Here is a 23572-nt window from a genome sequence, read left to right as displayed (position 1 = left end):
CGCTGCCATTGCGCTTGTGAATAAGCGGCTTGATGATCGACTCCCGGTGCCGCATTCCGTTTATTCTACAGGGAAATCTCCATTTCCTGTTCGAGAGCAAAGCAGTCCAGCCGATGCCCGCCAAGCAGGATGGCCTTGCGGCAGTCTTCCACGATGGAATCCAGCTCCGAATCCGTCCGCTCCTGGTTGTGGTGGAACAATCCCAGTTTCTTCACACCCGCATCCAGAGCCAGGCGCAGAGCGTCCCTATATACGGTGTGGCCCCATGCCTTTTTTTTCAGATAGTCCGCCTCGGTATATTCCGCATCATGGATGAGCAAATCCGCCCCTTCGGCAAACTGGCGATAATCTTCATAAAGAAGCCCGCCGGGATGGCGGTGGGTCAATTCATTGTCTGTCAATAACACGCAACTTTTGCCGGCCTCCTCAAAACGATAGCCGCCGCCGCCGTCGGGGTGGCTCAGGGGAACGGGCGTTATCCGCATGGAACCTATGTCAAAGGGTTCAACGCAGGCCGGCCGGAAAGCCAGATTGGCGCAGACGTCTCCAAGGGTGAGGGGAAAGTTCGGCGGCGCCATGATGCGCGAGATCATCTCCCGGGCGGAAATCTGGACAAAGGGGCAACCGATGAGCGTCATGCGCGTTCCCGGGTGGTAGATCGGCTTGAAGAAGGGAAATCCGATCAGATGATCCCAGTGGGCATGTGTAAAGATCAGGGTGTAGTCGAAGCGGCGCTCTTTGAGCAGGAGGTTCCCAAGCCCCCGGATCCCGGAGCCGGCATCGACGATGATAACCTCTCCCTGCTGCGTCCGAATTTCGATACAGGTTGTATCGCCTCCATACTTCAGATATTCTTTCCCGGAAACGGGAATGGACCCCCTTGCCCCCCAGCATCGAACAATCATTTCGCTTTCACTCTGGTCCTATTCAGTCGTTATACCCCTGGGAACCCTGATCCATTAACTCTTTAATTCGTTTGGATGATTCCCCTTTCTCATATCAGTGTCAAAAAATTATTTCCATACAAAAAAAGTTTTCCCTTCCGCCCCTTAACCTTCGCTTTTCCCCAATACGGCCAGGGCGATTTCGACATTGTTCAGGGGGGCGGACACCTGAAAACCGGCAACCCGGTCATGGATTTCCGCACAGATGGTCCTGGCGATCTCGATTCCCGCGTGCCGGCTTTCATCCCCGGACCCGCATCCGGCCATGCGGCGGAGGATCTCCTGCGGCACCACGACGCCGGGAACTTCATTGTTCATAAATTCCGCATTCCGATAACTCAGGAGCGGCCACACTCCGGCCAGAACGGGTATCCGCTTCGCGTATCGTTCGACACGGTCCAGAAAGCGCAGCAGGGCTTCCGCATCAAAGACGGGCTGGGTGATGGCGAATTCGGCACCGGCCTCGATCTTCTGGAAGTACCGGTCTATTTCCCGCTCCAGATCCACGGCGCAGGGGTTCGCGCCCACGCCGATCAGGATGCCCGTGGGCGGGTCCACGGGGCTGCCCCCGATATCCCATCCGGCATTCAGATTGGAAACCACTTTTGTGAGGCCGATGGCATCCACATCGAAGACGCCCGTCGCCTCCGGGCAATTTCCCAGCTTCGGAGGATCCCCGGTGATGATGAGGTAGTTGGTCAGACCGACGGCGTATCCGCCGAGCAGATCGCTCTGCATGCCGATGAGGTTCCGGTCGCGGCAGCAGTAATGAACCACCGGTTCGATTCCCACCTCCTTGAGGATGACCAGGGCCGTAATCATGGGCGATACCCGGGCGCTGGCCCGGGGGCCATCGGGGATATTGATGGCGTCGATGCCGGCTTCATGGCAACGGCGGACCTTGGCAAGCATGTTGCTGAAGTCGCTGGCCCGGGGGGGAAGAATCTCCACGGACGTCACCTTCCGGCCGGAAAACATCTTTGCCGCCAGTCGCGATTTCTCCGCTGTGGGGATGATGTTCTGCTGTGCCGGAGCGGGCCGGCGGGAGACGACTTCAATGTGCCTCCGAACACCGCTGAGACCGCGGACGGCGCGGGCCGCAGTGGCGATATGCTCCGGAGTGGAGCCGCAGCAGCCGCCGATCCCGCGGACGCCCAGTTCGATGAACTTCTTGGCGTATTCGGTAAAATATTCGGGATTGGCCAGATAAAGGGTTCGGCCGCCAACGGTCCTCGGCATTCCGGCATTGGGCATCACAACCACCGGTTTGCTCACCACGGGCAGGATCTTCAGCAGGGCTTCGTACATTCCCGCCGGGCCGGTGCCGCAGTTCAGGCCGATGGCATCCACATGGGGATCGGCTTCAAGAGCGGCGGCCAGCTTTTCCGCCGGCGTTCCGGCAGCCGTTTCGCCTTCTTCGTCGACGGCAAAGGAGGCCAGGACCGGCACCCCCTCCTCCCGGGCAATCCGGGCGGCCAGCTGCAGTTCCTTCAAATCCGAAAAGGTTTCCAGAATCACAAGATCGACGCCTTCCCCGGCCAGGGCTTTCACCTGCTCCCGGAAGGCGGCTTCGACTTCCGCAATCTCGCCCCCGGCGATCACCTGGCCGCCCTGGGTACAGGGCCCGACGGAACCGGCCACATACAAGTCCTGTCCGGCCGCCTGGCGGGCCAGCTTAACGGCCGCCCGATTGATCTCGGCCACCTTTTCGGCCAGCCCGTAGGGACGCAGCTTGATCCGGTTGGCGCCGAAGGAATTGGTTTCCAGCACCTCCGCCCCGGCTTTCGCATACTGTTCATGGATTTCCCGGACCAGTCCGGGGCTCGTCAGGCACAATTCGTCGTAGCAGGTTTGAATGAAAACACCCTTGTCATAAATCATCGTTCCCATCGCCCCATCAAAAATCAGAGGGGTCTCGACCAGCCGGGAAAGAATATTCTGCAGAGCACTCATCGTGTCACCTCGAAAATCGCCAGATTCCCATTCCGCATCCATGCGCCGTACAGGTCAACCGACTTCCTGCCGGACACGGCGGCTAAAGAGCGCAGCCTCCTGCTGCCGCCGGAATTTCCTCTTTTCATAGCGTTTTTTCCCCGGCCTGTAAAATAAAAATCCCGCTTGTTGCCTTCATCGTGAGCCGCAATTCAAAACGAGATTCCTGCAACCTCGCAACGGATCGATGGGTGGTGCCGACAAGAAAGACGGCGCAGAGTGCGCCCTGGTCAGGGGTTGGAAGTACTCGTCCGGAATCCGGTATTTCTCCCTGAACTGCAGCTTCCGTGCCCCTGGCTCCGGGAAGAAGGCGTTTCGGTGAGGATTTTCACATACTACGGCACAGGCCACCCCTCCGCAAAGAGAAACCGGTTGCGGAAGGGCTTGAGGGGAAAGGAGGGAACGCCCCCGCGCGGACGGTCAGGCGCTGCTTCAAACCGTGCCGCAGGAGGCAACCTGCTCGGGGATTTGCCGGTTGCCCGAGATGCTGGTGGAGCCCCGAAGGCCCGTCAGGATCAGCCCTTTTCAGCGGGTTCGGGCGATTCTCCCCCTTCCGGAGGCTTCCGGAAAGAGCTTCGGGACGGCTTGCGCCGACGCCGCTTCTTTTGTTCGCCGGAAGTCGGGACGGGCGGCGTGTCGATCTGCTCGGATTCCTCCGCGGCGGTCAGTTCCGGAGGCTGGGGGGGCGGCGTGTTCAGGATGGCCTGGTAAAAATCGTCCACAAGCATGGCGATCAGGGCCATCTCATCCTCGTTCTGCAGCAGAGTTTTAACCAGGGGAAGAAAGCGCTGCATGTGTTCAACCTGAAGGCAGTCCCGCATTCTCAGCTTGGCCTCCAGCAGGGCGGTGACACGCTGGGAAACGATGCCCTCCACTTCCTCGTCTGCGGGCAGAGTCCTCTGCTGCAGGTTAATGCTGAAGGACTTCGCGATGTCCCGCAACCGGAACTGCTCCATTTCCGCGACAAGAGAAATGGCCGTACCGCTGGCGCCTTTGCGGCCTGTGCGGCCGGCGCGGTGAATGTAGGCTTCGGGATCCTCAGGGGGCTCATACTGAATGACATGGGACAGATCGGGGATATCGATGCCCCGTGCGGCTACATCCGTAGCCACCAGAAACCGGAGAAGCCCGTTTTTAATCCTCGCCATCACTTTTTCGCGGGCTTTCTGGGTCAACTCGGAACTCAGCTCATCGGCATCATAGCCGAACCGCTTCAGTACGACGCTCACAAAATGGACCGTGGACTTGGTGTTGCAGAAGATGATGGCGGAAACGGGATTTTCCGCCTCGATAATCCGCACCAGGGAGCGCTCCTTGCCCATACCGGGAACCACATAGTAAATATGCTCCGTCTCCGTCACATGAACCGAATCCCGGCTTAAGCTCAGCAGCTCCGGCTTCCTCAGGAATTCACCCGCCAGGCGAAGGACGTGCGCGGGAAAGGTGGCCGAAAGCAGGTAACCGTTGATCTTTCGGGGGATGAATTCCTGAATCCGCCTCATGTCCGGGTAGAACCCCATGGAAAGCATGCGGTCCGCCTCATCGAAGACGAGAATCGACAGCCTCTTAAGGGACAACGAGCCCCTCATCAGGTGGTCCAGGATCCTTCCCGGCGTTCCAATAACGAGTTGCGCCCCTCCCCGGAAAGCTTCCAGTTGGAGAGTATACCCCACGCCCCCGTAAGCTACGGCGGTCCGGATTCCCGAATTCCCGCTCAGCAGAAGGGCCTCTTTTGAAACCTGAAGGGCCAGCTCCCGCGTCGGAACGAGGATCAGGGCCTGGCAGAAGGCATCCCGGGGGTTGATACGCTCCAGGATGGGCAGGAGATAGGCGCCCGTTTTGCCGCTGCCTGTTTTGGACTGGATCATGAGATCCCGTCCGGCCAGGATGTAGGGCATCGCCTTTGCCTGGACCTCCATCAGTGAAGTCCAGCCGGCGTTGGCTGCGGCGGCCTGCATGGTCGGAGACAATTCTTCGAGACGGACCTCCGCCAGGGTGTCGGCCGGCTCCAGGACCGGCTCTTCCCGGTCGGGATTCAAGTTACTCTCTTTTGACTCTGTGAATTCGGGTTCAGAATTTTCCAGGTTGGGTTCCATAGGCATCCTTGGCAGCTATCGTTTCACTTTCTTTGAGGTTTATTGGGATATCATTTTTCAACGAGTGATCATGTCACCAAATCCGACAACATTCAATATCTAATTTTGCATCTCCCGCGCGTGAACGATGGGCCGGCTGCAGGGGCGGCAGTGGGCTGCTCAATGTTTATTCCAATTCGGATTCAAAGGTGGTATCTAAGGCGCCAGGCTTGAAGAGAACCGGCGCGGGAGCCGATGCGCCGGTCGAGCATGACGAAAACCTGCTGTTGACCGCCACACAGGGCGGAACGAAAAAATAGAGGGGTGTTGGGGGACCGATGGTGCAGTTTAACGCCTTGCTGGCGGCTTTCCTGATCGTGTTTCTTCTCCGTGTTTTGCTGAGAGAGGGCTTAACCCTCTTGAATATCCGCCATCTGCAGCGCCATGGACGGCGCGTCCCGGAAATGCTTCACGGCGAAATCGATGAGGGCACCCTTTCCCGGATGACGGATTATACGGTGGAGTCATCCCGATTGGCCACGTTGGAGGAAATCGCCGGCGACCTGTTGACGCTGGCCGTTCTCTTCTGCGGCGTTCTGCCCTGGCTGACCGGCGCCCTTGCCGGCATGCAGCTTCCCTTTGTCCTGTCAGGCCTTGTCTTCTTCGGCACCCTGGCGCTGGCCGGCGGCATGTTCGGCCTCCCCTTCGACCTCTACCGAATCTTCGGGATCGAAAAGCACTACGGATTCACCACCATGACCTTCCGGCTATGGCTGGCAGACCTCCTGAAAAACTTCGCCATTTCCACGATCCTCATGGGCCTGCTGGGGGGAGCCTTCCTGTCGCTGCTCCACTACGCCGAGAAATCCTGGTGGATCTGGTCCTGGCTTGTGTTCGCGTCCTTTCAGCTGCTCATGTTATGGCTTTATCCGGTGGTGATCGCCCCCCTGTTCAACCGCTACGAACCGATCCAGGATACGGATTTGAAAGAGGCCGTGATGGATCTGGCGAATCGGGCCGGGCTCGAGATATCGGGAATTTATCAGGTTGATGAAGGCAAGCGGAGCCGCCACACCAACGCGTATTTCACCGGCCTGGGAAAAACCCGGCGGATCGTCCTGTACGACACCCTTCTCGCTTCTTCCACGCAGCAGGAAATTCTGTCCGTCCTGGCTCATGAAATCGGGCACTGGAAAAAACGGCACATCCTCAAGCAGCTGATCTTCATGGAAGCCGCCTCGCTGGGGATGTTCTACCTGTTCTCCCTCCTGCTGGACTGGCCCCTGCTCTATGCCACCTTCGGCTTTCCGCAGCCCGTGACGTACGCCGGGCTTCTGCTCATCGGAATCCTGACGGGCCCCCTGTTCTTTTTTCTAAGCCCCCTTGCCGCCGCGGTGCTCCGCCGGTTCGAGCGGGAAGCGGACGACTTCAGCCGGGCCATCCTGGGCACATCAGCCCCCATGGTTTCGGCCCTGAAGCGCCTGGCCAGGGACAACCTGTCCAATCTCTTTCCTCATCCCCTGTACGTTGCGTTTCACTATTCCCACCCGCCGCTTCTGGAACGGATCACCCGCCTGATGCCCCGGCAGCCGTGAACCGGAAAACGATCCGCCCATGCCTGGAAAAGGCGGGACCTTCAAGGCTTTCCTGCCGCGGGCGACCGGCTTTTGCGGTCCGACGGTGTTCGATGAACTTGATTTTTCACATCCAAGCACTAAAATATCCCCACACATTTCGATGATGCGAGGAGAAGTCATGCCGATTTACGAATTCTACTGCCCGCAGTGCAACACGGTTTACAATTTTTTTTCTCGAAGGGTCGACACGGAAACGATTCCCAGCTGTCCCACCTGCAAAACGGTTCCCCTGACGCGCCAGATGTCGGTGTTTGCCAGAATAACACGCGGCCGCGAGGAGCCGTCGGAAGACGATATGCCCCCCATCGACGAAAGCCGGATGGAAAAGGCGATGAACATGCTGGCCGGCGAGATGGACGGAATCGATGAGGAGGATCCCCGCCAGGCGGTCCGCCTGATGCGGAAGCTGTCCGACCTGACGGGCCTTCAGCTGGGAGACGGCATGGAAGAAGCCCTGAGCCGGATGGAGCGGGGTGAAGATCCGGAACAGATCGAACAGGAAATGGCTGACCTCCTGGATTCGGAAGATCCGTTCACCCTCGCGCAGAAAACGACCAGGGGAACCAGCCGGCGCGCTCAGCCCAGGGTGGATGAAACGCTCTACGATCTGTGACGGTGAAAGTCTGCATGTTCACGAATATATCCATCCCGCAGATCGGAGGGGTCGCCCGATCCGTTCTGACGCTGGCGGCAGGCCGCCCTTCAAACGGCGCCCGCCTTCTGCAGCCGGCTGTGCGCCTCCAGGATGACGGAGTTCTATGCAACCATCCTGGACGCATATTCATCCGAAACCGGCAATGACGATGCCCTCAGCCCCCGGGACACGCTCCTCGGCTAACCGGTCAGACCGATCAGGAGGGCTCCCGTCACCATGAGCGTGGCTCCCGTCATCCTTTCCCCGATCTTTTCTTCCCGAAACCACCAGGCTCCGTACAGCACGCCGAACAGGAGGCTGGTCCTCTTCAGCGCGATCATGTAAGCCGCCTGGGTCAACGAAATAGCCAGCATGTGGCTGAAGATCGTCACGGCCACCATTCCGCCAAGAACCAGTGCCATTCCAGGATTCCGCGTTCTCAGGATCCTGTCCGGCCTCTTCCCCGTGAAGGCCAGGCCCGCCAACATCAGCGCCGTGAGGATCAGATAATAAACAATGCCGAAGTAGCTCGGGCTTGAGTGCAGAACGGCCAGCTTCCCCAGGGTGGCCGTAAAGGCATAGATGAAGGAAACCAGCAGCATCAGCCGGGAGCCGGGCTCCCGGAAAACGGCGAGCACGGGCTGCAAAGCCCCCAGCTTGAAGGAAGATATGTTGAGGCAGTACGAACCGGCGATGATCATAAGGATTCCGGCCAACCCGCCCATCCGGACGGTTTCCCCGAGAAGAAACCAGCCGGTGACGAGGATGAAGCCGGGCGTAAAGGCCAGGAAAGGCACCGAGAGGGAGAGGGGGGACACTTTCAGGGCCTTCATGTAGCACAGGAAGGCGAGCACCTCCAGGGGCAGGCCCGCCAGGACACAGGCCCAGAAAACGGCATCCGTCCGGGCGGGTGAAATGAAGAACGACGCGCCGATCAGCCAGGGAAGCGTGTAGGCCAGGCGGATCAGCCCCATTTCATAGGCGGGCCGGTCACTGAAAAATCGCTTGGTCAAGGCGTCGGACGTTGCCAGGCTCAGGGCGGCGATTAAGGATAGCAGGAAACTTAAAGCGGACAAGTTCCTCCAATGTCTCTTTTCTCATCCATTCCCTTAGAAAAAAATAAGGACATAAATCCTCTAAAATAAGCTTTTCCTTGATAGGAAATTTTTCAGCATCATTCTAAGAAGTCATCTCAACGGGAGAACGTTGCAGAAGAATCCCATCCTGGACGCAAAGGGTTCCCAAGGCATCAGAGCCGGAACAAATCCACGTAAAAAAGGACGGAACATGAACATACTAATCGTTGACGATGACATGGAAATAGTCGATCTGCTGGAATCCAGCGTCTCCCTCTGGGGCTATTCCGCCGCCAAGGCGAACAACGGCATGCAAGCTCTGAAAATGCTGCAGCAGAGTCCTTACGATGTTGTCATAACCGATGCTCAGATGCCCGGAATGACCGGTTTTGAGTTGTGCAAACAGATTTGTTTCCGATATCCCCACATGTACATTATCGGGATCACCGGCTGCCTGGAGGTGCAAAAGTTCCAGGAAGCCGGTGCAGACATCTATTTCAGAAAACCCTTTCCCCTGGAGAAACTCCAGGCCGCACTGGAACATATTTCACCTGCGTTTCCCGCCGGGAACTGAACGCTCGAAACGGGGCGGCTAAACATTCCGCCATTCCGGGCCTGTGGAGGAAAAATGCCGCTTCCCGTCACAGGTGGTCCACCAGTTTCCCGCTGGTCATACGCAGCCTCTGGCTCATCAGGCGGCCCAGCTTGTACAGGATTTTTGCCCCGAGGATGGGGGCCTCTTCCATAAGCCGGTGAAGATTCGCCCGGGTCAGGACCAGCACGGTCGTATCTTCGGCAGCCTTCACCGAAGCGGAGCGCGGCTCCCCGTCAAAGAGGGACATTTCGCCGAAGGTCTGACCCCTCGTTATGACAGACAGCAGCTTCTCCCTTCCTTCCACATCCTCCTTGATGATGTGAACCCGCCCCTCCGCCAGGATACACATGAACGCCTCCCGGGAGCCTTCGTGAATCATCGTGCCGCCCCTGACCGTTCTGGCTCCCTGGAGATAGCGGGCTAAATTTTCCACCTGCCGCCAGCTCAGTTCCGGCATCCATTGGCTGCGCTCCAGCAGCTCCGCTCTTTCCTCGAGGGACGATACCGCCGGGATCATCCCTTCCGAACGGTTCACGTTCAACACCCGTTAAATCTCCCTTCCCTGCACGGCGGCCTGCGCTTCAAGCCGATCCGGCCCCCTGACGAGCGCCGCCATCATCTCGGCACAAAACAGACAAGGACATGATTTATTGACGTACAGCGTCATTCTTTCTCTCCCTTCCACCCGGAGAGAGAATGTTCAGTCGTCAAGTCGATGACTTCCGAAGGTGATTTTTATCATACATCCGCCATCTTCTCCTGATCGCATCGGACGGCGGCCCTGCATCCGATCCGCACCCTGTAGGTCATGATCACGGAAAAGATTCGTGACCATGAAGGCAGACAAATATCATACCCGACCCGGCCGGACCGCACAGGCGGAACAGTTATAGCATGAAGGAAAAAGATGCTTTAGCCGGAAAAGCCTTGGGAACATTGTTTGACCTTGACCGTACCGCAATGGACGTCATGCCCAGTTTAGGGTCATCATCCGAAAAGTCAATCCCGATGTGGTGATTGCTCTGAAAAAATAAGGAACACGACTATGCAAAAGGGGGAAGAGGGATGAAAGCGATTGTTGCAGATGATTCACGTTTAATACGCGGCATTATCGAAAAGACAGCCGCATCGATTGGTTTCGAAGCCGTGCAGGCCGGCAACGGCAGGGAGGCGCTGAGCCTTCTGGAAGCAAGCGGCGGCGAGATCAATCTGGTTCTCCTGGACTGGAACATGCCTCTTGTGAGCGGCATCGACGTCATCAGAAAAATGCGCGGCGACGATCGCTTCAAAAAGATTCCCGTCTTGATGATATCGACGGAATCTGAAGAAGACCGGATACAGGAAGCGATCCGCGCCGGCGCCCAGGGTTATCTCACCAAGCCCTTTACCGCGGATCAGCTGACCGATGCCATTCATCAGGTGCTGGAAAAACACTGACTCCCCTGAACACAGAATCTGTTCAGAAGCGCCATGGCATGACGGGCCGGGTCACAGCTCCCGGAAATCCATCAGGCGGTCCGGCTAATTTACCAGAAACAGAAAATGGAGATGGATTCTATGAAGAGAATACTTGGAATTGACTGCAGTCCAAAGGTCGAAAAAGTTGTTTCCGGGCTGTTCGGGGGAAACGACGATGTTCAATATGAACAATTTCATGACGGGATCGCCCTCAACGGCTATCAGATGATCATTCTGGAAATGGGCAGAAACCAGGAACACGTTGTGCAGCAGATCTGCAAGCTTCGGTATGCATGCAATTTTCAGAATATTCCCATCATTCTCATCAACGCGCGGAAAAAAGACATCCCGTCGCAACCCTACATCATCGCCGGAGCAACGGAAGTCCTGTCCCTGTCCGATCCCCTGCCCGCCTGCAGGCACATCATGAACGGATACCTGATCCCCGGCAGGGAGCCCCTCGAAGAGGAATTCGAATACCTGGACCCCTTCATCAAAAATACCTGCCATATCCTGCAGACCATGGCCTCCATCCATGTGGAGTTCAAGAAAGTCTACTTCTCCAATACCATCAGAATCTTCGGTGACGTTTCCGGCATCATGGGGCTTTCCGGCAATGCCGAGGGAACGCTCGTGGTCACGTTCTACTGGGATCTGGCCAAATCGATCGTCGCGAAGATGATGGGAATGGAAGAGGGGGAAATCGATGCGGAATTGATCCATGACGGAGTCAGCGAAATCATAAACATGATCAGCGGCTCCACGAAAAAGGAATTTGTGGGAACACCGTACCATTTCGAAATATCGCTTCCCTCGGTCGTCGTCGGCCCCGGCCACCAGATCGGCTATCTGCAGAACACCTCCGTCGCCGTGCTGATCTTCCAGGTCGGGACACAGTCCTTTGCCCTGCATGTCTGCATCAAACCGAAAACGACCCTGTCCTGAGATCGATCCAAGGCCCATGCACCAGGACCCCTGCACTTCAAAACAGTGACTTCCAATGGATATCTTCATGTCGAGATCTATGGACCTTAGAAGCTACATTCTGTTAGTCAACCGCGACAAGAAATTTCTGAACGTGGTCTGCAAATCTCTCCTCGGGGCCGGATACCCGGTGCTTACCGCCACCGCCATGAGCAGCGCCCTGAATCTGCTCTCCAACAATTCCGTAGCGCTCATCATCTGCGACAGCGAACTGGAGGATTCCAGCGGCTATGAATTCCTGGAGTTTATCAAGCACACTCCCCTCTTGAAGAAAATTCCCTTTGTCTTTTTCGTGCCCGTCCACGATCAAGGGAACGCCGGGAAGGCTTTCGGCATGGGGGCCGCCGATTTCATCGTCTATACGCCGGACAGCGGGGCCCCGAACGTCCTGATGAAACGCATCGCTGAAACACTGCCCGCCAAGACCGGCAGGGCGGGAATATCCGCATTGCCCGGCGAAGGGTTTCACCAATCCATTGCCCCGCCCCCGGAGGCCGCTTCTTCGCCGCCGCCGGCCGAGTGCCGGAAAAGCGAAAGGCTGGTCCCCAAACAGACGGTGAACATCGAACTATCCCGCGATTCCATTCTCTGGCTTCCGGGACGAATAAAAAACATCAGCAGGCAGGGCCTGCTGATAGAAACCTCCCTGCTCGGGCGGCTCGGCATGGCCCTTTACATCCGGTTCTCCCTGCCCTGCGGGACATGCGTCGTCGAGAGCCACATCCGGCACATTTCCATCAACAACCACAAGCTGTCGGCGGAAATAGGGGTGGAAACGGAGCAGTCTATCGACTGGATCGAAACATACGATTACGTCGTCAATCTGAAGGAGGAGGGGAAAAAGTCCGCAGTCAAAAAGCCATCTGCAGAGGTGGACAGGCCCATCCAGAAAAAAATTCACGCCGACATGATCATCCGGATGGCGGACAACAGGAAGGCGCCTGCCGATCCGCTATTGAACCATTCCAGCGAGCCCAGAAGCGAAAAGGCGCTGGAAATCAAGTTTTATCGCAGCCTGGTGGGAAAGAAACTGGGAAACTACAAGGCGGTGTCTTTTATCGGCGCCGGAGGCATGGGGGGTGTTTTTAAGGGATGGGATGTTGTCCTTGAACGGAACGTGGCCCTCAAGGTCATCTCCTACAATCTCTCCTCCATCGCGTCCTACAGAGACATGTTTGTCAAGGAGGCGCGCCTCGTCTCCCGTTTTACCCATCCCAACATCGCACAGATCTACTACATCGACCAGGTCGAGGATGTCCTCTACTTCGCCATGGAGCTGATCAATGGGGGGACCCTGGCAGACATCATCAAGGACCGCAATAATCTCAACACCGCCAAAGGGCTGGAACACTTCATCACCATCTGCCGGACGCTGGATTTCGTCAGCCGGCAGAACATCGTCCACCGGGACATCAAGCCCGCCAACATCATGATTGACGACCAGGGCATCTTGAAGGTCGTGGACTTCGGAGTCGCCATCGTCAATGACGGAACCGGCAGAAAAAAGAAGGCCGAGGGCCTGGTCGGCTCACCCCTTTTCGCCTCTCCGGACTCCATTATGGGCCAGCCGCTGGACTGCCGAAGTGACATCTATTCCCTGGGCGCCACGTTTTACAACGTTTTTGCAGGCGTTCCCCCCTTTGAAGGCGACTACGTCGAAGCGATCCTGTTCAAGCACCTCCATGAGGAGCTGGTTCCCCTGAAGAAGAGAAACCCCATCCTGTCAAGCGATCTATCGGATATCATAGGAAAGATGATGGCCAAGAAGCCGGAGGACCGGTATCAGGACTATCAGTCCATCATCGACGATCTCAATGTCCTGATCCATTGAACAAACTCCGCCCTCTGAATCCCCTGATCGGGGGCCCGCCGAATTGCACGGGCACCCGCTTTCCACCCCTTTTTATGCCTTCTGCCGCAATCCGCATCCCATGGATGGATCATAAAAGAACCAGGATGGATCGGCACAAAAAAATTTATGGGGCCTCTGCTCATATCTGGGGTCACATTTTGCATAGAACAGCACCTGAAGGGAAGAACATCCGCAGGAAAATGCCGAACGCCTCGTCCCTCTCATGAAACATCATATTTTGACGCTTCTGTTGGAATTTCCATCACCGGAGACGCTCCCTTTACTACGAAGCGGGTGGGACAAGAACCAGGAGGAATTATGATCCGGCTTAAAAATTCGATCGCTGCAGATGTGGTCATCGTTGTTTTCCTTGTCATTCTGCTGGCCGGTGCCTGCATCCTGCGTTGGACCCCCACGGAACGACTTGAATACAAGGCCTATGATGCCATTTCCGCCTTGAAGGATAAGACCCCGGCATCCAATGTCGTCATCATCGGGATCGACAACAACAGCATTGCCGCCATCGGCCGCTGGCCCTGGTCCAGGGGACACCTCGCCCAGATGATCAGCACACTGAAAGCTTACGGAACCAGGGTCATCGGGGTTGCCATTCCCCTTTCCGAAAAGGACCAAGGCCAGGGACTTGAGGAGATTCGCAATCTTCTCAACGGGTTGGAATCAAAGGGCGTCCGCAACGGACAGCTTTACACAAGCCTGAAAGAAGCGGAAGAGCGGCTGGATCAAGACACCATACTAGCGGCAGCCATCGCTGAGAGCAACCAGGTCGTTCTCCCCCTGTCCTTTGTCCTGGGGGGCTCCCTCGCGGCGGTGGAGGCCCTGCCCGATTATTTGATGCGGAATTCGGTGAAGCTCAGCACGACGGCCCCGAACCTGACCGCCAGGGAACTGATTTCGCCCCTTTCTGCCTTCGCGGAACCGGCCCTGGCACTGGGGCACACCAACGTGGAGCCCGACAAGGACGGCGCCGTGCGCAGCGAACCGCTGCTCATCCATTATGAAAATCGCTATTACCCCTCCTTCGCCCTGCAGCTGACCCTGAAGTTCCTCAAATACAACCTGGAGCACATCCGCCTGGAAAACGGGTTGGAAATCGGCAGCGCCCGCATTCCCACCTTTGACAGGCATCAGATGCTGATCCATTACGGCGGGGATGTCCCTGTTTATTCCTTTGTGGATGTCATCAACCACAAAGTCCGGCCCGATGTCTTTAAAAACAGGATTGCGATTCTTGTCCTCAACGCCACCGGCCTGGGATCTTTTCAGGCCACCCCCATCGGGCCCGACACCCCGTCCTGGCTCGGGACCGCCAGCACGGTGAACAACATTCTCTACCAGAAGCACATCACGCGGCCTTCATGGGCCATCTGGCTCGAACTGGGAAGCATGGTCCTGTTCGGATGCCTGGTCATCCTGATCACCTCCAGGCTGAACTTCCTGTACAGCGCCGCCGCCATGCTGGCCATGCTGGCCCTCTGGTGCGGGTCGGCCGTTTATCTCCTCGCCGGCCACGGCTGTTGGATAAAACCCGTCCATCCCGCGTTGGTCCTGATTCTCGGATATCTCGTTACGGCCTCCCGGAACTATCTCCTTTCCGAAAGCCCACGGGAGAGCATCGAGGCGGACAGCGTGGAAGCCAGCAAAATGCTCGGGCTTTCCTTTCAGGGCCAGGGAATGCTGGACATGGCCTTTGATACATTCCGGAAGTGCCCTGTTGAGGACAAAGCCACGAAAGAGCTCCTGTACAATCTCGGACTCGACTTCGAACGAAAGCGGCTTTTCTCAAAGGCTTCCGCCGTTTACAACCACATTGCCCAGGCCGGCAGCTTCAAGGACATCAATGACCGGATCCAGAGGATCAAACTGGCGGGCGATACCATCAACCATCAGCCCGCCGGGAGCAGAAAGGATGATACAGTCATTCTGCAGGAAACCGAAATCAAGCCGACGATTGGACGCTACGAGATCAGCCGGGAGCTTGGACGCGGAGCCATGGGGACGGTTTACCTGGGCAAGGATCCGAAGATAAACAGGGAAGTGGCGATCAAGACACTGCGCTATGAAGAGATTGAGGAAGAGAGGCTCCTGGAAACCAAGAAGCGGTTTTTCCTGGAGGCGGAAGCGGCGGGAAAGCTATCCCATCCCAACATTGTGACCATCTATGACGTGGGGGAGGATTCCGATCTCGCCTACATGGCCATGGAGCTGCTGGACGGAACGGACCTTGTCAGATACTGCAGCCGGGAAAGCCTCCTGCCGATCCCGGAAGTCGTCCGGATCGTAGGCCTCGTGGCCGGCGCTTTGGACTATGCCCACCGAAACGGGGTTGTGCACAGGGACATCAAACCTTCGAACATCATGATCCTTAATAATGGCGAGATCCGGGTCGCCGATTTCGGAATCGCCCGCGTCATGAGCTCTTCGAAGACCCAGACGGGCGCCGTCCTTGGGACGCCGAGCTACATGTCGCCGGAACAGATTTCGGGCCAGAAGATCGACGGCCGTTCGGACCTTTTTTCTCTGGGCGTCGTTTTTTATGAAATGCTGACCGGGGAAAAGCCATTCCAGGGAGACAGCATCGGGACCCTCATGTACAAAATCACTTCAACGGCTCCCAAGCCTCTCAGGGAGCGGGCTCCTCACCTGCCGGAGCTCTTTGCGGACATCGTGGACAAAGCCATCGAGAAGGACCTGGAGAAGCGCTACCAGAATGGCGGCGAATTCGTCTCTGACCTCGCCGTTTATGCCAACATTTAGGAGATGATCTTGAAAGTGAATATTGCCGGCCAAACCGATAAAGGGCTCATCCGACCGAACAACGAAGATGACTTTTTTCTGGACCCCAAGCGGGGGATTCTGGCTGTGGCGGATGGCATGGGAGGACACGCATCCGGAGAAGTGGCCAGTAAAATGGCTGTGGACGTTCTGCGGAATTATTTCCAGCAGTCCGGAGAAGGCAAAGCCCCCTTGATTGCCTCCTGTTACAATGAAAACTATTCGGATGAGACCAATCAGCTTTGCTCCGCCATTCAGCTGGCCAACAAGGCCATTCATGAAGCGGCAAAGAGCAATCCTCAGCTGCATGGCATGGGAACAACCCTGGCGGCCATCATGATCCAGGGCAGAAAACTGAGCATCGCCCATGTGGGAGACAGTCGGATTTACCTGGTCAGGGCAGGAGAAATTGAACAGTTGACCGACGATCATACCCTGGTATATGAGCAGGTCAAGCATGACCTGATCTCAAAAGAAGAAGCGGAACAGTCCACGATTCGGCATGTTCTGACAAGGGCGCTGGGAATTGCACCCTTTGTGGATGTCGATCTGGATGAGATGACTCTGGCGGAGGGCGATGTGCTGATTCTCTGCAGCGACGGTTTGTCCGGGATGATTTCCGATCAAGAGATTCTGCTTACGGCGGCATCCCTGGACAACCCTTCTGTAGCGTGCCAGAAGCTGATCACGATGGCCAACGAGAAGGGCGGGAAGGACAATATCACCGTTGTTACGGGTTACCTTGCCAAGAAGCGCCGGTTTGCGTCGGTTCTCAAATTTTTTAGATGGTTCAGGAGGTAAAGAATGGCGGAGGTTTTATTGAAATTCAAAGGAGCCGTTGTCAAGGAAATCCCCCTCGAGCAAGATGTCATAACCATCGGCAGAAAGCCGGACAATGATATTGTGATTGACAACCAGGCTGTCTCCGGGCATCATGCAAAGTTCACGAATGAAGGGGAATCCCTCTTCATTGAGGATACGAACAGCCTCAATGGAACATATGTCAACGGGCAGAAAATTTTCAAAAGCGAAATTTTCAACGGCGACATGGTCCTGGTAGGAATTCACACCCTGGAAGTGATTTCCGACCGAAACAGGGACACGGATCCCCGGAACGCGACCCTGAGGGGAAGATCCATGGATGAAACCATGGTGATCGCACCGCAGGATCAGAAGAATCTTCTGGCCGCCACGGGCAAGAACAAGCCTGACGTCCTGGGGGGCTTCGTGATCGTGAACGGATCCGCGGACAGAAGGGATTATCTCCTGAAGGAGAGGGTGACGACCATCGGAAAGGAAGACGGTGCGGGTATCCATCTCAGGGGCTTTTTCGCCCCCAAAGTGGCCGCGCTGGTCAACCGGAGGAAAGAGGGCTACTTCATCAATCCCTCCGGGGGTAAATCCATGAAAATCAATGGACAGGAAATGAACTCCCGTTATGACCTGAAGGACGGAGATCTTGTGGAAGTGGCAGGTCTGAAGATGCAGTTCTATGTCAAGGAAGAATAGGGGATGGCCGTCCCCGGTTCCGCAGACGGCTGAAGAGCCGCGGCCGTAACGAACGTATGAAGAAGGATTATCCGTGAGGTTTAAAAAAGCCCGTCTTATCCAGCTCCTGATTTTGATCGGGGTCGTCCTGACCTGGTCGATCACCACGGGGATGCAGGACGCCGTCAGTCCGCCTGACGCCGTTTCAGACCGCCTGCTGCAGAGGATCGTAAACGCCAAGGGACGTTCTCTTCTGAATTTTGATTACAACGATGAAGACACCGCCCGGCTCATGAAAATCCTCTATCTGGAGCGGAAGGGCCGGCCGGCCTGGGTCGGGGAAGAGGGATCGGCTGTGCTGGCGGAGAAGCTGCTCCACCTCCTGAAACGCTCCCACCGGGAAGCTCTGTACCCCCAGGATTACGGCATCGAGCGCATCGAATCTCTCATGGAAACGATTTCCCGGGACAAGGAGCAGGATCAGCCCCTGAACCCCGATCTCCTGATCGACCTGGACCTGCTGCTGACGGAAGCCTTCTTTTCCTATGCCGCGCATTACTCCGGCGGCAGGATCAATCATCAAAAGCAGTATCCCGGCTGGGTCTACAAACCGCGGCATACGGACCTCGTCAAAACGCTCAGCAAGGCCCTGGAGAGCGGAGAACTGGAGGGAACCCTCAAGGAACTGGCGCCCCGCTTTCATTATTACCAGAAGCTTCATGATATTCTGAATAATTACATTGATATAGCTGAAAATGGCGGATGGCCGACCATCCCGGCGGGCCGCACCCTGAAAAAAGGAATGCGCGACAAGCGGGTCCCTTTGCTGAAAACCCGGCTGATGGCGGTTTCGGAGAAGCCCGATTCCCTGAAGGAAACACCCGAGGATCTGTTTGATCGGTCGCTGGAAGCCGCCGTTGCCCAGTTTCAGAAGCAATACGGCCTGAAGCAGGACGGTGCCGTCGGTCCATCCACGCTTCGGGAGCTGAACATCCCCCTGGAAGTCCGCATCTGCCAGGTCGCCGTCAACCTGGACCGGCTGCGCTGGCTGCCCTCGGAGCTGGGAGACCGCCATCTTCTGATCAACATACCGGCCTTCAATCTCGAAGTGGTGGAAAACGGCAGCGTGGTGATGAACATCCGGGCCATCGTCGGCAAGACCGACAAGCGAACCAACCTGTTGAGCAGCCGGGTTACGTCGATCGAACTGAACCCCTACTGGCGGGTCCCCAGGAGCATCGCGGTAGAGGAGTATCTTCCCAAGCTCCAGAAGAACCCGGGATATCTCTCGGGAAAGAACATGAAGGTTTTCGCGGGCGGATATTATCAAAACCGTCCCATTGCCCCGGAATCCGTCAAGTGGTCGAGATACTCCAAGGATCATTTCCCCTACTTCCTGAGGCAGGAACCGGGAGCGGGCAATCCCCTCGGCCGTGTCAAGTTCGTCTTTTCCAATGAAGCGGATATTTACATCCATGACACGTCCACGCGGAGCCTTTTTGCGCGGAACCGGCGCAGCTTCAGCCACGGCTGTATCCGCATCGAAAAGCCCGTGGATCTCGCCTCCTACCTGCTGAAAGATTCGCCCAACAACCCGTGGTCGATGCGGAGCCTCCAGGCCGAGATCCGGAAAGGAAAGAACAAGACCCTGATGCTTCCCAAGGCCGTTCCCGTCCACATCGTTTATAAAACAGTCTGGATCGACCGCGAGGGAAACCTGAATTTCCGCGCGGATCTGTACAACATCGACAACATTCCGGGAAACCTCAAACTGCTCAGGGCTTCACTCGAACGGTTCCAGAATCAGAACCGTCAGCTCCGACCGGGCGCCGAGGCATCGGGCTCCAGTTAGGAATAACGGCTCTCCAACGGCCTTTCGCCTTTCAGGCACCGTGGCCCTCCGGCCAACGGTGCCGCTTTCCTCTTCAATTCCCCTTCATACCCCCCCGAGGCGACATTCGCCTTTCTCTACCCGAGGCGGTGCTGCACCAGGAATATGATCCTGGAGGCTTACCCGGGGAACTGGGAAAATCCCTGTTCTCTCCCTGCCTTGACAACGGAAATTTGGTGACTATATTAGTATCGGAACGTAAATATCTGAACGATATCAGGACATTGTTGAAAACGAACACTCTGCGTTTCAAAATGCTTTCCCCGGCTTGATGGGACCGGGGAAAGGGAAATTCCACGAATCGGGAAGATGTTGTGCGCATGGTTGTTGAGGATGTCCGAACAGAATAAGATTTTTATAAAATGAAATAAGGAGGAAGGCGAAATGTTTGGACCTGGAATTTGGAGAATGGGACGGATGTTGGACATGTTTCCCGAAATGACGCGCTTTCAAAAGGACATGAACAGATTCTTCTCCGGGTTGACCCAGGAGTACGACCAGCAGCATCCGCCGATCAATGTGTGGATCAGCGAGGACGACGTCCTGGTCAGGGCGGAGCTTCCCGGAATGGATCCCGGTGCGATCGAGATAACCACCAAGGGAGATCTTCTCTATATCAAGGGATCCAGGGAACCGGAGCCCCTGGAGGAAGGCTGCCGCTATCATCGCCAGGAAAGGGGATTTGGCCGTTTCAGCCGAGGACTGCAGCTTCCTTTCAATGTGGATCAGCAAAAGGTTGAAGCAAACTATGAAAAGGGAATCCTGCAGATTCATCTGCCCCGTGCGGAAGAAGACAAACCCCGCAAAATAGCCATCAAATCCGAATAGCCGAGGAGGGACGATATCTCATGGATCAGGAATATAAAAACTACGAAAAGCAGCCGGCAAAAGAGCCCGCTCAATCGGAACGGACACGGAACACGCGGATTTTCGTACCCAAGGTGGACATTTACGAAACTCCGGAAACAATGGTTCTGATTGGAGACGTACCCGGTGTTGATGAAAATTCGGTCGAAGTCATCCTGGACAAGAACGTTCTGAAAATTCATGGAACGGTTGATCCGCAGGAAAGCCAGGGGCGACGCCTCTACTATGCGGAATATGAAGTCGGTGATTATCAGCGGACCTTTACCCTTTCCGAAGACGTGGACAGGGAAAAGATTGAAGCGTCCGTGAAAAATGGCGTGCTGCGAGTCGTCCTGCACAAGGCGGCCCCTGTCGCGGCAAAGAAAATTGCCATCAAGGCAGGATAAAATACTTTCAATAAAGGAGGAACGAACCATGGCAACCAGAAGTCTTTTACCCTCTCTCCGCAGGAAAACGGAGACGCCTGCAAAGCGCGAGGAAGAGCATCCTTTCTACTCGCTGCAGCGGGAAATGAATCAGCTTTTCGATGATTTCTTCCGTGGGTTCGACCTTGAGCCCTTCGGCGCGCTGGAAGATCGCTATGCCGGTTTCACCCCCTCCATCGACGTAAGGGAAAGCGATGAAGAGCTGACCATCACGGCCGAAATCCCCGGCATTGACGAGAAGGATGTGGAGGTCCTGGTTTCCGACGATGCCGTAACGCTCAAAGGCGAGAAGAAGGAGGAACAGGAAGACAAGGGGAAGGACTATTACCGCCTGGAAAGGACATACGGTTCCTTCCACCGGGTGATCCCCCTTCCCAGGGGAATCAATCTCGAAAAGGTGGAGGCCGCCTTCAAAAACGGGGTCCTTACCGTCAAGCTCCCCAAAACGGAGGAGGCCCAGACCAAGGGCAAGAAAATTCCGATCTCCACGGAATAACCGCATCACCAAACGGTGCATGCCTTCGGGATGGCCCCCTGAGCCATCCCGTCCACCCGGCCTGACCGGCCAGTCCGCAGCAGCAGGATTTCCGGTTCTGCCCCCGTTCTGCGCGGGGCAGAACCGGCAGCCCAAAATACCCCCACAAAAAATTCCCCTCATTTTGTTGACAAGAGGCATTCCGTGATTATCTTAATGCCTGCTTACGCCGCATGGAAATTCTGCAGTACTCAGCAAAAACAGGCATGCCGGGCATGCCAATCCGATAGGGAATCATATTCTTGTTTGTTTAAGGAGGAAAGGAAATGAAGATCGTACCATTACATGATCGCGTCCTGGTGCTGCGGACGGAAAACCAGGAAAAGACAGCCGGGGGCATCATCATCCCCGACACGGCAAAGGAAAAACCCCAGGAGGGAAAGGTCATTGCCGCCGGTCCGGGAAGGCGGGACGATGAGGGCAAGCGCATCCCCCTGAACGTGAAGGAAGGGGACCGGATCCTCTTCAGCCGCTATGCCGGCACGGAGGTCAAGATCGACGGCGTCGAACACATGATCATGCGGGAAGACGATATTCTCGGCGTAATCGAATAGGTAAGGGAGGGAAACGAAATGGCTGCAAAAGAAATCAAATACGACACGACTGCCCGTGAAAAGGTCATGAAGGGAGTGGATGCCCTGGCCAATGCCGTCAAGGTCACCCTGGGCCCCCGGGGGCGGAACGTGGTGATCGAAAAATCCTGGGGAGCGCCGACCATCACCAAGGACGGGGTCACGGTCGCCAAGGAAATCGAGCTGGAAGACAAATTTGAAAACATGGGCGCCCAGATGGTCAAGGAAGTCGCGTCGAAGACATCGGACATGGCCGGTGACGGAACCACGACGGCCACGATCCTCGCCCAGGCGATTTACCGTGAAGGCTCCAAAATGGCTGCCGCTGGCATGAATCCCATGTCGCTCAAGCGGGGAATCGACAAGAGCGTGGAGCGTTTGATCGGCGAATTGAAGAAGATCTCCAAGGACATCCGGGATAAAAAGGAGATCACCCAGGTCGGAACGATTTCCGCCAACAGCGACATCACCATCGGTGAAATCATCTCCGAGGCCATGGAAAAGGTCGGCAAGGAAGGGGTCATCACCGTCGAAGAGGCGAAAAGCATGGAAACCTCGCTGGAAATCGTGGAAGGAATGCAGTTCGACCGCGGTTATGTCTCCCCCTACTTCGTCACGGATCCGGAAAAGATGGAAGTCCTCTTCGAGGACCCCTACATCCTGCTCTACGAGAAGAAAATCAGCGTCATGCAGGACCTGGTGCCCATCCTGGAGCAGATCGCCCGCTCTGGAAGGCCCCTGCTCATCGTGGCCGAAGACCTGGAAGGCGAAGCCCTGGCAACGCTCGTGGTGAACAAAATCCGGGGAACCCTGAAGTGCGCGGCCGTCAAGGCGCCGGGATTCGGTGACCGCCGAAAGGCCATGCTGGAGGACATCGCCGTTCTCACCGGCGGACAGGTTGTCTCCGAAGAAATGGGCATCAAGCTGGAAAGCATTACACTTGACGACCTGGGAACCTGCAAGCGGCTGCACATCGACAAGGACAACACCACCATCGTGGACGGCGCCGGCAGCCACGCCGCCATCGAAGGCCGGGTCAAGCAGATCCGGACCCAGATCGAGGAAACCACCTCCGATTACGACCGGGAAAAGCTCCAGGAGCGTCTGGCCAAGCTCGTGGGCGGCGTCGCCGTGATCAAGGTCGGTGCGGCCACGGAAATCGAAATGAAGGAGAAGAAGGCCCGGGTGGAGGACGCCCTTCATGCCACGAGGGCGGCGGTGGAAGAGGGCATCGTCCCAGGCGGCGGTGTCGCCCTGCTGCGGAGCCTGCCGGCCCTGGAAGGCGTCGAGTTTGCCGATGAAGACGAACGGCACGGCCTGACCATCGTCAAACGGGCCCTTGAGGAGCCGATGCGCCAGATCGCGGCGAACGCCGGCTATGAAGGATCCATCGTCGTGGAGAAGGTCAAGGGCCAGTCCGGCAACTTCGGGTTCAACGCCGATGCCGGCGAATACACGGACATGATGGAAGCGGGGATCATCGATCCCACCAAAGTGGTCCGTTTTGCCCTTCAGAACGCGGCCTCCGTGGCTTCCCTGCTCCTCACGACGGAGGCGATGATTGCGGAAGCCCCGCAGAAAAAGGGCTCCGGGATGCCCGGCGGCATGATGCCCCCCGACATGGGAGACATGGATTACTAACACAGCAGGTTTCTTTACCCCTTTTTACAGAACCTCCCCGCCTCCATGGCGGGGAGGTTTTTTTCTGGGGAGAACCCCGTGAATTTCCATGAAGTCGTTGCGTCTCAAAAAAA

Annotated in this window: 21 protein-coding genes; 15 read left to right on the top strand and 6 right to left on the bottom strand. The window is 56.6% G+C overall.

Going from position 1 to position 23572, the window contains the following annotated elements; translation table 11 throughout:
• Window positions 1-65: 65 nt before the first annotated feature.
• The 4 genes from AB3175_RS12585 to AB3175_RS12570 all read right to left on the bottom strand — a co-directional run bounded on the left by AB3175_RS12585 (window position 66) and on the right by AB3175_RS12570 (window position 5032).
• Window positions 66-905, bottom strand: a complete 840-nt coding sequence (locus tag AB3175_RS12585; protein ID WP_367361296.1) for an MBL fold metallo-hydrolase — start codon at window positions 903-905, stop codon at window positions 66-68.
• 144 nt (window positions 906-1049) lie between these two features.
• The gene (locus tag AB3175_RS12580) at window positions 1050-2897 is read right to left on the bottom strand and encodes a bifunctional homocysteine S-methyltransferase/methylenetetrahydrofolate reductase (RefSeq protein ID WP_367361295.1); all 1848 of its coding nucleotides are present in this window, start codon (window positions 2895-2897) and stop codon (window positions 1050-1052) included.
• Entirely contained in the window at window positions 2894-3025 is a 132-nt protein-coding gene (locus AB3175_RS12575) for a hypothetical protein (RefSeq protein ID WP_367361294.1), read from the bottom strand. The genes AB3175_RS12580 and AB3175_RS12575 overlap by 4 nt, the downstream gene beginning before the upstream one ends.
• 426 nt (window positions 3026-3451) lie before the next feature.
• Window positions 3452-5032, bottom strand: a complete 1581-nt coding sequence (locus AB3175_RS12570; protein WP_367361293.1) for a DEAD/DEAH box helicase — start codon at window positions 5030-5032, stop codon at window positions 3452-3454.
• A 317-nt stretch (window positions 5033-5349) separates the two neighbouring features.
• Between AB3175_RS12570 and AB3175_RS12565 the strand changes: the two genes are divergently transcribed.
• Window positions 5350-6606, top strand: coding sequence for a M48 family metallopeptidase (locus tag AB3175_RS12565; RefSeq protein WP_367361292.1), 1257 nt, complete (start codon window positions 5350-5352; stop codon window positions 6604-6606).
• 160 nt (window positions 6607-6766) lie between these two features.
• Window positions 6767-7261: a zinc ribbon domain-containing protein gene (locus tag AB3175_RS12560; protein WP_367361291.1), complete on the top strand. Its 495-nt coding sequence runs from the start codon at window positions 6767-6769 to the stop codon at window positions 7259-7261.
• A gap of 221 nt (window positions 7262-7482) precedes the next feature.
• On the opposite strand, the gene AB3175_RS12555 is transcribed toward AB3175_RS12560, so the two are convergent.
• Complete coding sequence (locus AB3175_RS12555; protein WP_367361290.1) at window positions 7483-8358, bottom strand: EamA family transporter; 876 nt, start codon at window positions 8356-8358, stop codon at window positions 7483-7485.
• Between the two features lie 211 nt (window positions 8359-8569).
• Between AB3175_RS12555 and AB3175_RS12550 the strand changes: the two genes are divergently transcribed.
• Window positions 8570-8932 (top strand): response regulator, encoded by a 363-nt coding sequence (locus AB3175_RS12550; RefSeq protein WP_367361289.1) that lies wholly within the window; start codon window positions 8570-8572, stop codon window positions 8930-8932.
• 67 nt (window positions 8933-8999) lie between these two features.
• Here AB3175_RS12550 and AB3175_RS12545 read toward each other — a convergent pair whose 3' ends face one another.
• A complete protein-coding gene (locus AB3175_RS12545; protein ID WP_367361288.1) occupies window positions 9000-9497 on the bottom strand; it encodes a cyclic nucleotide-binding domain-containing protein in 498 nt (165 codons plus the stop codon).
• A 521-nt stretch (window positions 9498-10018) separates the two neighbouring features.
• Between AB3175_RS12545 and AB3175_RS12540 the strand changes: the two genes are divergently transcribed.
• From AB3175_RS12540 to groL, 12 genes are all read left to right on the top strand, one after another.
• Window positions 10019-10390, top strand: coding sequence for a response regulator (locus AB3175_RS12540; RefSeq protein ID WP_367361287.1), 372 nt, complete (start codon window positions 10019-10021; stop codon window positions 10388-10390).
• 120 nt (window positions 10391-10510) lie between these two features.
• Window positions 10511-11356: a chemotaxis protein CheX gene (locus AB3175_RS12535; RefSeq protein WP_367361286.1), complete on the top strand. Its 846-nt coding sequence runs from the start codon at window positions 10511-10513 to the stop codon at window positions 11354-11356.
• 67 nt (window positions 11357-11423) lie between these two features.
• Complete coding sequence (locus AB3175_RS12530; protein ID WP_367361285.1) at window positions 11424-13226, top strand: protein kinase; 1803 nt, start codon at window positions 11424-11426, stop codon at window positions 13224-13226.
• A 339-nt stretch (window positions 13227-13565) separates the two neighbouring features.
• Complete coding sequence (locus AB3175_RS12525; protein WP_367361284.1) at window positions 13566-16022, top strand: CHASE2 domain-containing protein; 2457 nt, start codon at window positions 13566-13568, stop codon at window positions 16020-16022.
• Window positions 16023-16037: 15 nt separating this feature from the next.
• Window positions 16038-16841 (top strand): Stp1/IreP family PP2C-type Ser/Thr phosphatase, encoded by an 804-nt coding sequence (locus AB3175_RS12520; protein WP_367361308.1) that lies wholly within the window; start codon window positions 16038-16040, stop codon window positions 16839-16841.
• Window positions 16842-16844: 3 nt separating this feature from the next.
• Window positions 16845-17549 carry an FHA domain-containing protein gene (locus tag AB3175_RS12515; RefSeq protein WP_367361283.1) on the top strand — a complete coding sequence of 235 codons (705 nt, stop codon included), beginning with the start codon at window positions 16845-16847 and terminating at the stop codon, window positions 17547-17549.
• Between the two features lie 73 nt (window positions 17550-17622).
• Window positions 17623-19380 carry a murein L,D-transpeptidase gene (locus tag AB3175_RS12510; RefSeq protein ID WP_367361282.1) on the top strand — a complete coding sequence of 586 codons (1758 nt, stop codon included), beginning with the start codon at window positions 17623-17625 and terminating at the stop codon, window positions 19378-19380.
• A gap of 456 nt (window positions 19381-19836) precedes the next feature.
• On the top strand, window positions 19837-20247 hold the full coding sequence (locus AB3175_RS12505; RefSeq protein ID WP_367361281.1) for an Hsp20/alpha crystallin family protein: 411 nt from the start codon (window positions 19837-19839) through the stop codon (window positions 20245-20247).
• Window positions 20248-20267: 20 nt separating this feature from the next.
• The gene (locus tag AB3175_RS12500) at window positions 20268-20672 is read left to right on the top strand and encodes an Hsp20/alpha crystallin family protein (RefSeq protein ID WP_367361280.1); all 405 of its coding nucleotides are present in this window, start codon (window positions 20268-20270) and stop codon (window positions 20670-20672) included.
• 28 nt (window positions 20673-20700) lie between these two features.
• Window positions 20701-21207: an Hsp20/alpha crystallin family protein gene (locus AB3175_RS12495; protein WP_367361279.1), complete on the top strand. Its 507-nt coding sequence runs from the start codon at window positions 20701-20703 to the stop codon at window positions 21205-21207.
• A 305-nt stretch (window positions 21208-21512) separates the two neighbouring features.
• Window positions 21513-21800 carry a co-chaperone GroES gene (gene groES, locus AB3175_RS12490; protein WP_367361278.1) on the top strand — a complete coding sequence of 96 codons (288 nt, stop codon included), beginning with the start codon at window positions 21513-21515 and terminating at the stop codon, window positions 21798-21800.
• A gap of 18 nt (window positions 21801-21818) precedes the next feature.
• The gene (groL, locus tag AB3175_RS12485; RefSeq protein WP_367361277.1) at window positions 21819-23459 is read left to right on the top strand and encodes a chaperonin GroEL; all 1641 of its coding nucleotides are present in this window, start codon (window positions 21819-21821) and stop codon (window positions 23457-23459) included.
• The last annotated feature ends 113 nt before the right edge of the window (window positions 23460-23572 follow it).

This window comes from Syntrophus sp. (in: bacteria), assembly GCF_040768185.1.
Taxonomy (GTDB): Bacteria; Desulfobacterota; Syntrophia; order Syntrophales; family Syntrophaceae; genus Syntrophus; species Syntrophus buswellii.
The sequence above is the reverse complement of the archived record's forward strand: the minus strand, read 5'-3'. Positions and strand labels throughout refer to the sequence as shown.